This is a genomic window from Wenyingzhuangia sp. IMCC45533 (assembly GCF_054111225.1).
The window spans coordinates 96,941-111,267 of record NZ_CM134197.1; the positions used below are offsets into that span (position 1 = coordinate 96,941).

A 14,327-nucleotide genomic window follows, 5' to 3' on the forward strand; every position below is an offset into this window, starting at 1 on the left:
TGTTTCACTTCAAAAATTACTCGAAATGACCACGTTTACTGTCTAATTTAAAAGCTCTAAAATAAGGTAAACTACATAGATTAGCTATTACTTAATTCATTAAACTTTTGTTTCATTGTTGGATTTCCGTGTGTTAATTTTTTAATGGTTAAATCTCCTGCTTTGTTATTTGCCAAACGTAAGTTGTTTACAGAAGACAGTAATGAATCTTTGGTTTTTTGCAAGTGAGTCATCGTTTTATCTATCTCATCAATAGCGGTTTTAAACTTACGGCTAGCCAAATCGTAATTTTTAGCAAAACCTGTCTTAAAATCTTCTATTTTATCTTCAAAATTGGTAATATCTAAATTCTGATTCCTAATAATATTTAGCTCTTGCTTAAATTGAAGAGAATTTAACGCTGCATTGCGTAACAAACTAATTAATGGAATAAAAAACTGAGGACGTATTACATACATTTTAGGGTATTTGTGTGAAACATCTACAATGCCTGTGTTGTATAAGTCGTTATCTGCCTCTAATAACGAAACCAATATGGCATATTCGCAACCTTTGTGTTTACGGTCTTTATCTAACTTAGCAAAAAAATCTTCGTTTTTCTTTTTAGTAGCTGTTTCATCATTTTCGTTCTTCATTTCGAACATGATGGATATCACTTCGTTACCATGCACATCTGTTTCCTTATAAATATAATCTCCTTTGGTACCTTGGCTAGCATCATTGTCTTTTTCAAAATAAGCTTGCGGAAAAGCAGTAGCTCTTAATTTATTAAATTCTGTTTCGCAATGCTGTTCTAAAGATTCACCGATCATTTTAGTAGACTGCTTTTGTTTAAAATCTTTTAAACGCTCAATTTCATCCTCTTGTAATTTGATGACTTCATTTTTTACAGATAATTTACCTATGTACTTTTGCGCTATCGTAGTTTCAAGGGATATTATCTCTATTTGCTTTATTTTTAGATTATTAGACAAAGAGTCTTTTTCTTTTTCAATTTGCTTTACAGCTTCTGCAATACTTAAATTCTTTTGCAATTCGGCATTTTTAAGTTGACTCGTTAATTTATCAATCTCTTTCTCTTTAACAGCTAGTTGCTTGCTTAACAAAGCTTGGTTGTCTGCTTTTAATTGTGCTAATTCCTGGTCTTTTTTAGATAGTTGTGCTTGTGTATTATTTTTAACTTTTTCTTCAGCCAGTTCTATTGCTGTTTTCTTTTCTTTTTCGGCCAAGTTTAATCTAGTCTCAAGTTCAGACTCAAATTGCGCATCACGTACCTGTTTTACAATAGTTGAATAACTTGTTTCATCTACTTTAAACACTTCTTTACACTTTGGACATTTTACGTTGTTGTTTTTCATAGCTATAATTTTGTTGATTGATTATAGTACAAATATGGAATGTAGATGTGAAGCGTATTTGCGTGGCTTTACTTGTAGCTTTCTAAAGTGTTTTTTACGTATAAAGGAGTCAATACTTCTACATCTTTTCCAAAAGATAAAAGGGTTTGGTATAATTCTCTGTTAGGAATTACCTCTATGGTAATGGTTCTACCTTCAGTATCTGATTTGTCTATTTTTTGCGTTGCTCCATGAATAGGTTTCGTAAGGATGTATTGAATACGGTTTGTAGCAAAACGGAGTTTTATTTTTACTAGTTCAACGTCGTTAGGTTTGGAAACTCCTATAATTTCATCAAAATAATCTCCCCAATTGATTGTATCTGGAAAACTATTCTGTGTAGTTTCTGCAATTGAAACGATACGATCTAAAGCCAAATTGGTAATTCCTGTGTAGTTATCGCCTTCTTCAAAACCAAATAAAAACCAACGAGAGTTGTATTGCTTTAAATGATATGGATGTACTGTTCTTACATAACTAGTTTGGCTAGTAAAGGTTTGGTATTCTATTTCCAAAACTTTCTTTTTTATCAATTGATTGTATAATTTGCCGAGCCAAGACTGTCCTGTATAATCTCTATTGGTTTCATAACTTATCAAACCACTGTAGTCTTCATGAGCCAAATCAAAAGCAGATTGAATACGTGGAAATAGTTCATCTAACCAATTAAACTCTTCTCTATTTCTATAACGAGACAAAATAGCTAAAGTTTCTTCTAATTGTTCTTGGTCGGACTTAGACAGTAACTGATTTCCCAATGCATAATCGGGTTTTGAATATCTAAAAACAGTCTTTTTCCCATCAAACAATTTGGGTTGAAAAACAGGATACAATTCTAAATCATCATTTTTAGAAATGTCTTTTTCTACTAAATTAGTGATCGATGCAATATCATTTTGTATGGTTCTTCTAGAAACAGACTCCCCTAGTTTATCATAAATTACTTGTTCTAGTTTATCTAAAGTATACATACCAGATCTACTTGCAAAACATTCATCTAGTATCGTAATTCGTTTATGGTAATTTTTGTTTTTGGGCATAGTTTATAGACTTAATTTGTATTATTTTTCAATAAATATACAAAGTACGACTCATAAACAATTTACTTGTGTAAATAGAATGCATACCTAGCTTTTAAATTTGATAAAAAAAAACTAAATGATATTATCAATTGTTATCATATTAGGTTTAATTGCAAGTTTCAGAAAACTTCTATTAGGATGTTTAATGCTTTGTATAGTTCCTATTATCATTCCGTTTATATCTTTTTATTTTGCTTCACAAACTAAAAATAAAACAAAGCAAAGACTATTGTTTATTTCTAGTCTTGGTTTTATAAGCTTATATGTAATCATCTTAATTTTAAATTAAAAATAGGAGAACGACATAACCTATAATTATAAATAATGTATAAAAAAGAAGTTCCAATAAACAAACCTGATTTTATTGTAAAAGCTACAGGAATTAAACTCAACTAAAAACTATGTGTGATTCAACAAAACAAATTAAATTATGTACTTGTAAAACAAAAAGTAAATCTACTTATACTTGGAAGTTTTTTAAAAGTAACAGTCCAAACAAAACACAGCTTGTAGGTGAATCTTCACTTGGTATTGTTCATTATTTTTTTAATGAATTAGCGTATGAAAATAAAATAGCATATTTATTAAACAAAACTGAACAGCTTTTTGATGTTGAAATGAATATTGAAGTTGACGATATTTTACTTTTTTATAAAAATGAAAAGCCCTTTTTGTGTTTTATGTATAATGGTTTGTATGAGTGGGAACACATAGAATCACACAATCTAAAACAACATGAACTAATTAGATATGGATATATAGATAATGTATAAATAAAGATAATCACCAGATAAATGTGTACTGCATCTGTATAGCTTACAACTTTCAGGTCTTTATTTTTAAAGTAAAGCTAATTTCTGTATTAGGAGAAGATAAGTAGTTCCAGTATAAAACGAATTTGGGGTTAATATGTTGAGTATAAAGTAGTTTTTATCACACCTAGCTTTTTTTCTAAAGGAACCATTAGCAAATCTTTCGATTCTACATACTTAAGGTTGAACGGCTCTTTGGTGATATCCACACCACTTTTCTTTTTAAGTCTAATACCTTGACCAGATATGATATCTTGATTGGGTTCAAATTCTCCATTAGGAATATGCTCTGTGAGAATAATGTATTTGTATTTTTCTAACTTTTTAATTGCGGCTTTTATTTCTTTGTTGGATAAATGTTGTAATACTTGCCTGATAACAACCACGTCAGCTTTAGGTAATGTGTCTTCGGCAATATTTAAACAGTCAAAACTTAAATTTGGATGATTAAATTTTTGCTTGTTTCTAACTATCAATGCGGGTACAATATCTACTGCTGTATAACGTTTTGCATAAGAGAGTAATTGCGCTCCAACATTAAAATCACCACAACCTAAATCGCATACAGTTGGAGGATTTGTAAAAGATGATAAGAAAGAACTTACCACATTAACATAAGGTTTTACCAACTGTTCTTTATGTGAACCTTCACCAGAATAAAAATCATGCTCTTCTCCACCCCACAACTTCATTTCATAGACTTGTGCCATGGCATCTTTTGTTGGCCAAGGTTGTTTTTTATAGGTGTTTTTTCTTATGGGTTTTAGCATTTAATAGGTGCTTGTAGCTTTTTTATTTTAATAATTTTATATAAATCAATGTTTATTTTGTAAGTTTCTTTTTTTTTCAAAACTTAATATAAGTATGACTAGAAATTTTTGCGGGTACGTAGATTTTAACCATAAGATACCTAATCACGTTATAGGTCAAATGTATGAAAACCTTAACTTTGATAAGCAATATACCACAGAGAGAAGAAAACTAGGAAGAACGGCAGTGTTTGCTTCTTTACAATCAAACACCCTTTCTCCTTTTGAAAAAGAGTCTGTCTTCTTAAATAAGATGTCCGATAAATATATAATTACGGCTTATGCCCTACTTATAAATGTAAAAGAGTTGTGTGCCTTATTAGAGACAGATTTTTATCCATCCATAAATCACGAAGAGATTATATTACGAGCTTACTTAAAATGGGGGAAATCTTGTTCAGAAAAATTATTAGGTGATTGGACTTTTGCTATTTGGGATCATGAAAATCAAGAACTTGTTTTGTCTATGAGTCAAACAGGAGAAAATTCGTTGTTTTATGCCTTCCATAATGGAGTGTTATATTTTTCTACATTAATTGCAGGTCTTGTAAACATTGACGGAGTCAAACTTCATTTAGATCAAGAAAAGGTTTTCACTGAGTTTTGTCAGTATATGGAATTTGAAGATAGAACCATATATAGAGAAATAAAGTTTCTTTATATGGGACATTTTTTAACCTTCAACAAAAATCAACAAATTAAAATAAAGCAATATTGGGACTTAAAGCAAAGAAGCGAAACTCGTTTTAAAACAGATGAAGAATATACAAAGGCCTTTTACGATATTTACAAGAGAGGTGTAAATAAAATAATGGAGTTACCTGTAAACTGGATGGGAACATTGAGCGGTGGGCTAGATTCAAGTTCCACAACCTATTTAGCTTCAGAATATCTAAAAAAGCAAGATAAAAAATTAGATGTTTTTTCTTACGTCCAGTATTTTAAGGATTTTGATGCCCTAGGTCCAACAAAGAGATCTGGTGATGAAAAACCCTTTATAGATCTTTTAGCGAAGGCGAATTCTAACATCAATGTTAATTTTGTGAAAAGAAGACCAGAGGGATTTATAGATTTTTTAGGTAATAATTTTGACAGTTTTAAAAAACCCCCAAATACTATTCATTTTTGGTGGTTTGAAGAAATTGGTAAAATGGCCAAACAATCAGGAAAAGGAAACGGTATATTATCTGCGGAAGGTGGTAATTCAACAGTTTCATACGAAGGAAGATCGTCGAATCACGACATTTCTCTATTTTTAGAGGATATGAGCAATGGGCTAAATAAGCACGCTAATGTTAGCCAGAAGTTTATGCTTATGTTAAAGGCTATATACGGCAGTTACGACAATTATAAAAGGGGTACTAAAACAGGGAAAAACAAAAATTTGAAAAAATATTTAGATTTTAGAACCTTTATTAACGATGATTTTTACGACAGAGTAAATGGTGAAGATATTATGAATTATTTTGTTTTTGAGAAAAACAAACAATATAATACTCATCAAAAGATACTTTTTAATCAATTGAGCCCTTTTAGCTGTAGGCATGGTATTTCCAATGAGGTAGGTTCTAAATATGATTTAATATATAATTTAGTTCCGCGTTCCGTGGAAATGTTTGAATTCATTAGTTCTATTCCCAATCATCAATTTAATAGGTTAGGGAATCAGAAATTTTTATTTAAAAGAGCTTTTAAAGGTAAATTACCTGATGAAGTAGTGTTTAATGACAAAAAAGCACTGCAGGTCTCTGATATCGTTAGTATACTTAGAGCAGATATTGAAGTATTACAACATACCGTTGAACAAATTAAAAAATCACCATTATGCCAATCAATGCTTGATATGAAGGCTTTGAATGCTTTGCTTGATAAATTGTTAAATCCCCATTATTTAACAGAAAAATTCACCTACGAAGTTTTCAGAAAATCTAATTCTTTAACCTTGGCAATGTATTTATTATGGTTGGAAAAAGAGAATAGTATCATTTCAAATTAAACAACAGAAAATATCAGACTTTTTCAAGGATACGAATCACTTATTACTAATCTATATTTTTCTTAGGATTAATTAATTTTTGAGAGCTATAACTATACAGACAATTATTGATGCAAGGGTTAGGGTAAGTATAATCAATTCCAAACATTTATAAATGCTCAGAATTGATTTTTTAATATAGATTTCGATATAAATTAGATCGATTTTATTTTCACTTTTACAGATTTACTTATGGGAGTATAACTCTTGTCTGCAAACTGATTATTGGGAATTAACACGTTTGTTTCTGGGTAATAAGCAGCCAAATTTCCTTGTGGAATATTATAAGGCACCACCAAAAAGTTTTTCGCCAATCTTTCTACGTCTTCGTAATTACTAACTAAATCTACCTTGTCTAGTTTCTTCAAGTTCAAAGACTCCATGTCTTTGGGATTGATAAAAACTACTCTTCTTTCATTATAAACACCTCTATATCTATCGTCCATTCCGTAAATAGTGGTGTTATATTGGTCATGAGAACGAATACTCATCAATAAAAAGTCATCTTTTTCCAAATCGTGCACAGGCAAATTACATACGGAAAAAGGAATAGATTGATTTGGTAATTCTGAGAAATCCCCTCTTCGAGTATGATTAGGCAAGTCGAATCCAGCTTTTTGTGAACGTTCTGTATAGTTATCAAATCCATCAAAAACTAGAGAAACTTTCTCACGAATTAAGTCATAATCTTTGCCTAGAGCTAACCAATCCATATTGTATTTGTTAGCCAAAGTAGCATGAGCAATATGAGCGATAATCTCTGGCTCGCTCATCAAATTATCAGAAGCAGGCTCAATTCTACCTTTAGAACGATGTACTCTACCCATACTGTTCTCAACGGTAACAAATCTATTTTTATCTACTTCGGTTCTACCTAACGTAGGCAGTATGATAGAAGTTTTTCCAGGTACTAGATGAGTTCTATTAAATTTAGTACTTACAGAAACTGTTAAATTACAATTTCGTAGTGCTTTACCCGTGTATAATGTGTCTGAAGCAGCAGATAGAAAATTACCTCCTAAAGAAATAAATACCTTAGCATCTCCATCGTGCATTGCTTTGATGGCCTTTACAACATCCAAACCTTCTTCTGTTGGTGGACTAAAATTGAATACTTTTTGATAAGAGTTATTCAGTTTTTCGGATACATGATGCGTAATTCCTACAGTTCTATCTCCTTGTACATTACTATGGCCTCTCACAGGACAAGTTCCTCCTCCTTTAATTCCAATGCTTCCTTTTAGCAATAGTAGATTTACACATTCTTTGATATTTTCTACGCCATTTTTATGTTGAGTTAAGCCCATCGCCCAACAAATGATAATTTTTTTGCTGGCTGCTAAAATTTTAACGGCTTTGTTGATCTCATCATTATTAAGTCCTGTTGAAGCCAAAAGTTCGTCTTCGCTGTAGATGTTTAAATTTTCAATATAATCATCATAACCATTGGTGTTTTTTGCAATAAACTCCTTATCAAAAACATTTCCAGTTTTATTTTCTAAATCCAGCAAACGTTTGGTGATAAGTTTCAACAAAGCTACATCTTGGTTAATTTTAACTTGTAAATAAACATCTGTTATATCAGCTCCTCCCAATAAAACTCCTTTAATTTCTTGAGGGTTTTTAAAATTAATTAAACCAGCTTCTTTAAGTGGATTGATAGAGATCACTTTCCCTCCGTTTTCTTTACATTTTTGCAATGCAGATAACATTCTAGGGTGATTCGTTCCAGGGTTTTGGCCAATGACCATGATAGCTTCCGCATATTCAAAATCCTCTAGGGTAACAGATCCTTTTCCTATACCCAAAGTTTCATCTAGTGCAACTCCGCTAGATTCATGACACATATTAGAACAATCGGGCATGTTATTCGTTCCAAACATTCTAATAAACAATCCGTACAGAAAGGCTGCTTCGTTACTAGATCTCCCAGAAGTATAAAATAAAGCCTGATTAGGATCTTCTAAATCATTCAATTCTTTTCCAATGATTTCAAAAGCATCGTTCCAAGAAATGGGTTTATAGTGATTACTTCCTTCTCTTAAAATCATAGGATCTGTAATTCTACCACTTTTTCCTATTTTAAAATCTGTCCATTCAGACATTTCTTCAATGGTGTACTTCTCAAAAAAAGGAATATCAACTCGTGCATTGGTAGCTTCTTCAGCAATAGCTTTGGCTCCATTTTCACAAAACTCTCCCACGGGTGATCGATGTTCAGGATCTGGCCAAGCACAACCAGGACAATCAATTCCTTCTTCTTGATTTAATTTAGATAGCGTAGCAATGGATTTGCTCAACCCCATTTCTTTAATAGCATGTTGTAGAGCCACTTTTACAGCTCCAATACCTGCTGCGTAATTTTGGGGTTTTGTAAGTTTGATATCGGTAAGTTCTGTAGGTCCTTCTACAGAAATGTTTAAAGCTTTTTTGGTCATTGTTTCGGCAATATATTTCTAACAATTAAAGGTCTTCCAAAGATAAAACAACTTTACAAACCTACTAAACAATCCTACGTGATATTTAGCAGACTACCAGAAAACTACATATGGCTCTTGTTAAATACAAAGGAATAAATCATAAAATACATATTATTAATTGTTTAAGTGACTTATGGTAGTCGGGTAATGATTCTTCAATGCTATTTTTTGATGTAAATCAGATTAGACGTTTTAATAGATAAATAATCGTAAAACCCAAAGAACATAGATAAACACTAGGTTCGACGCGATATTTCATCAACTTGAATAATGTTGATGTTTTTTTGAACTATTTTTCGTTTCACAGGATATAAAATCAAATAAATGATAAAATAAGAAAAAAGGTGTAGCTTTTTTGAGCTACACCTTTTCTGTTTTTTGTTGTTAATTGATAAAATTATGGACTTAAAAATTACAATAAGATTATTTCTGTTTACGAATGAATTCTTAATAATTTTTGAATCTCTTGTTCTATTTTAGGATTGTTGTCTCCAGATATTTCCATGTAATTTCTCAATTCTTTTGATAGTTTTACAATAATATCACTGTACTGTGAATCATCAATAAAATTAATCAATTCATTAGGGTCTTTTTTAATGTCAAACAACCAAGGCTTTTGTTTCGGAATAATGTGCAGTTTATAACGTTCCGTAATGGCTGCGTAATGTCCTAATCTAGTAAAAGTTACGTCATTCCAGTTGGTTGGAATTTTATCTTGTAACAAAGGACTAACGTCTCTACCCGCTACTTTGGGGCAATCAATGTCTAAAAGACTTAAAAAGGTAGGCATCCAATCTGTATTGTTAACAGCTAAGTTTACCACTTTTTTTCTTGGAATTAATGGATTTTTACGATTAGCTCCTTGTGCAATTACGCAAGGTATCTTAGCAGAAGCTTCGTGGATAGTACCCTTATTAGATCTAGCGTGCTCTCCCAATAAATCTCCATGATCTGAAGAAAACATAATAATAGTGTTTTCGTAAACTCCATCATCTTTTAATTTTTGAATGATTCGCCCAACATTATCATCAATTAACTTAACCATTCCTAAATACTGACGAATATCGTGCTTCATCTTTTTTGGATCGTCAGATTTTCCATCAGGCTTTTGCCATTTGGGACTCTGATTTTTGTTTTTCTGGGAAATGTAGTAAGTTTCTGGCAACTTTACCTCTACGTTGTCTAGTAATTGGTCATAAGGAGCTCTTACCTCGTTTGGGGTATGTGGATCTGGAATACTTACTACATAAAAGAAAGGTTTGGCTTTATTGTCCCCAATAAACTCGATAGTTCTGTCTGCTAACCAATCCGTAGTGTGCTTTACATTTCTAGATTTACTATCTGCAAATAACGGTTGACCATATTTATCTTTTCCTATTAATTTTGGTCTTTTAGAAGCTCTGTAAGGATTTCCTTCTGCATCAATTCCTTTGTACTTATCGTGACCTCCATTAAACATAAATCGTTTGTCTTGAAATCCGTAAGTGTCCTCTGGATGACCTACCGGATAAGGAGACCACCACTCGTCTTTGTCCTTGTTTCCATTAACACCGTTGCTTTCCGCCAAATGCCATTTACCAGAATACCCAGTCATATAACCTGCTTCAGATAAAACATCAGCAATCGTTACTACGTCTGGTTTTAAATATTTGCCGTCTCCTTTTTTATTTGAGTTGTTAGGTATTCCTAAAGTCATTGGGTACATTCCCGTAAACATAGAGGCTCTTGAAGCCGTACATACAGCCGCACTACAATACATTCTATTAAATAAAGTACCATTTTCTGCTAACGAATTTATATTAGGAGTGCTTACAACGGCTTCTTTTCCCCATACAAAAGCTTGGTCTGGACTTAATTGTTCTTGGTAACAACCCAAAGTCCTAAAGTTGTGTTCGTCGGTAATAATCCAAATTACATTGGGTTTCTTTTTAGATTGAGCAGTAATATTAAAGACTGAAAGTGTCACTAATAAAACGATTATCCATTTACTATCTAAAGAATTGCTAAAATTCATAAGTGTTCATATTTAGTTGATGCTCATAAGACTGAGCAATTAAGTAAGGGTTTAATTTATTTCAGCTTAAATCCTTTATTTCTTTTGAATTTTAATGATTTTTTTGAATTTTCGTCAGCGGTCAAAACTTTTATTTGATCTCCTTTGTAAACGTTTTTAGATATTTCTACATTTTTGCTATTGATTAGTTCAAACATAGGGGTGTCTGGATACTGCGCTTTTACATTCTTAGTTTGAGTAATTTTATTATTTCTAATAATTAAGTTCTCTACTCTATCGGCCCAAACAATTCTGTTGTTAAAAGTTTCTATGGTATTGTTTTCAAATATGATATTTCTATCGTAAATCTCTTCTTGATTGTACTTTTTATTAAGTTTAGGAGATATCCATAAAACAGAATGATCTGTAGCTCCATGTGCGCAGTCATAAAAGTAATTGTTTCTAATAATTACATCTTCTACTGCACCAGACTCGTACCAATTCACCGTTTCTCCTCTTAACCCTATAGAAGACATATCAGAAGAAAACACATTGTCTTCAATTACAATCTTTAAAGGAGTTTTAATCATCGCATTTCTAGCTCTGTGTTTGGTTACTTTACAACCTCTCATAGTAAACACTGGATTCCAAGTTTTGTTTTCTAGAATATCATCTTTCTTTAGGTTGCTTGGGATTTTATTTTTAAAAGTAAGTTCCGTGTAAATATCGTTTATAAAAGTAGTTTTGGCTACGGTGTTTACAATTCCTCTACTAGGACTCGGTTGTTGTATAAACCAAACTTCATCTCCTTTACCGGCAAACTTAAAACCATATTGCTCAAAATGCTTTAGGGCTACTCTAACAGTGTACTCATCCACAATCGCATCAACTTTAACATAGGTACCATGCACGTTAGTTCCATCGTCCAACATCCCCTCTATTCTACAGTTTTCTACCAGCACATCTCCCTTACAGTTCGCAAAATGTGTCGCATCTGCTGTGCTAGAAATGTATCTATCTGATCCATCTCTTGTATACACCCCAGAATTCAAAATTTTGATATTTTCAGTTCTCTCAAACAAATAAGCCATTCCCAAAGCATGATGAACAATTACATTTTGGTAAACTACATCTTTACATTCTTGAGTTTGAAAAGCAGGAGCATATCTATTTAAATCTTTTTCACCTTTAGAAGCGATAATACAACCCACTGGAGGATAATTTGATAATTTCTCGTGAAATCTGTAAACCCCATTTTTTAGTTTCTCTACTTTTTCTGGATTTAAATGCAGTCCAGAAGCTCCATAAAAGGTCGATTTTGTTTTTGGATCAAAACAATGCGTGTGTCCAAATTCATGAAACCTAAATCCATCGATATTTGGAAAACTAATTTTATTATTTCTAAATTTCCAAGAATACCCTCTAGCTAGAGGTTCTACGTCTATCCAATGCTCTTTTTTGTCTACTGCTAAAACCTTTGCTTGAAATAAAAAAGGAACATCCCAATCGATAGTTATATTACTAACTTTAATATTTTTACAGTTTTCAAACTGAAATGGGGCCATTCTTCCGTGAAAAATAAACTCAGAATTGTTTCCTTCAATCTCAACTGCATCTAAATCTTCGAATCTTAACGCAATTTTTTTATATCCGTTTCCGTGATTGGTAATAAAACAATACTTACTCAATGCATAGTCTGGATAAAAGTGATAAGTTCCTTTTTCAAAAATCAATTTTACCTCTTTTTCTTGAAAGTTAGCAATGGTTTTCCTTACTAAAGAAGTTATGTCTTTTTCAGATGGCTTTAAGGTAACTATCTCTGTTGCCTGAATTGAAATGGTTACAAAAAGTAAAAGCAAAAAAGCTATGTGGTGTAACTTGGGTTTTGTCATTGTGTAGTGATTAATGATTATTTGATATTAAATTTATAGTTTATCGATTTTAAATATGGTGTTTAGCACGTGGCATATTTAAATTATATCCTTTAGACTCTAATAATTTGCAATGGATTAACTACAATCATTATTTTTTTTGCTGATTCTAGTCTATTTCGTACAATTTATTATAAAAAAAACAATATTAGCAAATAATTTTCTTAGTAATCATAATCTGTTTGGCTTTTTTAATTTTCAAAACTTTAAGTTTTGCTGTTATAATAAAATCGACATTAAAATATTTAATTGATACTGTTTTTAAGGTTTCTAACTCTTAATAAAAGAAAAAGAATCAGGTGTAATGTGTTTACAGTGCATACATATCTCTTTTCTTTGTAACAAAAACAGGAATGATGGAAGTTACGTATTCACTTTTAGGTTTAATGATAGGTTTTATGAGTTGCTATTTGTTACTGAAAAATAAGTACAACAATATATACAAGACACCTATATACCTACATCTTCAGCAAGAGTTTGAACGTTTAACGCTGGATAACAATAAATTAATCTCTGAACAGGCTGTTGCTTTAAACAAGCTAGAGTTTGCAAACATTACTCTTAAAAAGTTAGAAAACGAGCTTGATGCCGTTACACAAAATAAAAAGAATTTAGAGCAGAAATTGTTAACGTTAGAAACTGCTAAAACGGTCTTAAAAGGAGAGAATAATAATTTGACTGACAAATTAGAGTTACAAAAAACAACCCTAAATAGTTTGCAACAAACGTTTGAAAAGGAATTTAAAATAGCCTCACAAAAAATATTAGAACAGAACAATGAAAGATTTATCAATCATCACCAAAAATCGTTAGGAGATGTTTTAAAACCTCTGAGTAAAGATCTAGAAGGGTTTAAGAGCAAAGTAGAAGAACTTTACGTAAATGAAGCTAAAGAGAGGTTTAGTTTAGGAGAAGAAATTAAAAAGCTAACGGCTCTAAATCACAGTTTAAAGGAGGAAGCACATAATTTGACTCAAGCCTTAAAAACCGAATCTAAAACGCAAGGAGGTTGGGGAGAAATGATACTGGAAAATATTTTAGAAAAAAGTGGGTTGCGTAAAGATGAAGAGTATTTTATGGAGCATCAACTAACGGATGCAAACGGTACTCCTTTAAGGAGTGATGCAGAGAATAAAAAAATGAGACCTGATGCCGTGATTAAATACCCTGGTGAGAGACACGTTATTATTGACTCCAAAGTGTCACTAAACGCATATTTGAGGTACACTGACAGCGATAACGAGACTGATAGAAATGTCTACCTAAATCAGCACGTAAAAGCAATTAAAAATCACATAGATACTTTAAGTAAAAAAGGTTACGACGACTATGACAAAGCTTTGGATTTTGTGATGATGTTTATTCCTAGTGAACCTGCATATATCTCTGCGGTTCAACACGATCCTAATTTATGGAATTACGCGTATGATAAAAGAATTTTGATATTGAATCCCACCAATTTAATTACTTCTTTAAAATTGATTGTTGATTTATGGAAACGTGAATATCAGAATAAAAACGTACAAGCCATTATTGATAGAGGTGCCAAAATGTACGACAAGTTTGTTGGATTTATAGAAGATTTAGACCAAGTGAGCGATTACATGGAAAAAGCAACTCATAAACACCAGGAGGCTATCAAAAAATTAAAAACTGGTAATGACAATTTGGTGCTTCAGATGGATAAATTATCTAAGTTAGGAATAAAAAACAAAAAGGAATTGAATCAGAATACAGTAGATAATGCAAAACAGATATTATAAATAGCATCGTCTACCGTTTTGTGAA

At 31.7% G+C, this 14,327-nt stretch carries 9 protein-coding genes; 3 read left to right on the plus strand and 6 right to left on the minus strand.

All coding sequences use genetic code 11. From position 1 onward, the window contains the following. Nucleotides 1–80 precede the first annotated feature (80 nt). Both ACXGQW_RS00415 and ACXGQW_RS00420 read right to left on the minus strand, forming a co-directional pair. Nucleotides 81–1,358 (minus strand): DUF2130 domain-containing protein, encoded by a 1,278-nt coding sequence (locus ACXGQW_RS00415; protein WP_457823148.1) that lies wholly within the window; start codon nt 1,356–1,358, stop codon nt 81–83. A gap of 68 nt (nt 1,359–1,426) precedes the next feature. Further along, entirely contained in the window at nt 1,427–2,437 is a 1,011-nt protein-coding gene (locus ACXGQW_RS00420; protein ID WP_457823149.1) for a helix-turn-helix transcriptional regulator, read from the minus strand. Nucleotides 2,438–2,880: 443 nt separating this feature from the next. On the opposite strand from ACXGQW_RS00420, the gene ACXGQW_RS00425 reads away from it, so the two are divergent. Continuing rightward, the gene (locus tag ACXGQW_RS00425; RefSeq protein ID WP_457823150.1) at nt 2,881–3,252 is read left to right on the plus strand and encodes a hypothetical protein; all 372 of its coding nucleotides are present in this window, start codon (nt 2,881–2,883) and stop codon (nt 3,250–3,252) included. 131 nt (nt 3,253–3,383) lie between these two features. Here ACXGQW_RS00425 and ACXGQW_RS00430 read toward each other — a convergent pair whose 3' ends face one another. Further along, nucleotides 3,384–4,061, minus strand: a complete 678-nt coding sequence (locus ACXGQW_RS00430; protein ID WP_457823151.1) for a class I SAM-dependent methyltransferase — start codon at nt 4,059–4,061, stop codon at nt 3,384–3,386. Between the two features lie 94 nt (nt 4,062–4,155). Here ACXGQW_RS00430 and ACXGQW_RS00435 point away from each other — a divergent pair, with 94 nt between their 5' ends. After that, nucleotides 4,156–6,096, plus strand: a complete 1,941-nt coding sequence (locus ACXGQW_RS00435) for an asparagine synthase-related protein (protein WP_457823152.1) — start codon at nt 4,156–4,158, stop codon at nt 6,094–6,096. 194 nt (nt 6,097–6,290) lie between these two features. On the opposite strand, the gene ACXGQW_RS00440 is transcribed toward ACXGQW_RS00435, so the two are convergent. The 3 genes from ACXGQW_RS00440 to ACXGQW_RS00450 all read right to left on the minus strand — a co-directional run bounded on the left by ACXGQW_RS00440 (nt 6,291) and on the right by ACXGQW_RS00450 (nt 12,500). Then, a complete protein-coding gene (locus ACXGQW_RS00440) occupies nt 6,291–8,573 on the minus strand; it encodes an FdhF/YdeP family oxidoreductase (RefSeq protein ID WP_457823153.1) in 2,283 nt (760 codons plus the stop codon). Nucleotides 8,574–9,048: 475 nt separating this feature from the next. Next, entirely contained in the window at nt 9,049–10,629 is a 1,581-nt protein-coding gene (locus ACXGQW_RS00445; RefSeq protein ID WP_457823154.1) for a sulfatase-like hydrolase/transferase, read from the minus strand. Nucleotides 10,630–10,685: 56 nt separating this feature from the next. Beyond that, nucleotides 10,686–12,500, minus strand: coding sequence for an alpha-1,3-galactosidase-related protein (locus ACXGQW_RS00450; RefSeq protein WP_457823155.1), 1,815 nt, complete (start codon nt 12,498–12,500; stop codon nt 10,686–10,688). A gap of 395 nt (nt 12,501–12,895) precedes the next feature. Here ACXGQW_RS00450 and rmuC point away from each other — a divergent pair, with 395 nt between their 5' ends. Continuing rightward, on the plus strand, nt 12,896–14,302 hold the full coding sequence (gene rmuC, locus ACXGQW_RS00455) for a DNA recombination protein RmuC (RefSeq protein ID WP_457823156.1): 1,407 nt from the start codon (nt 12,896–12,898) through the stop codon (nt 14,300–14,302). Nucleotides 14,303–14,327: the final 25 nt, after the last annotated feature.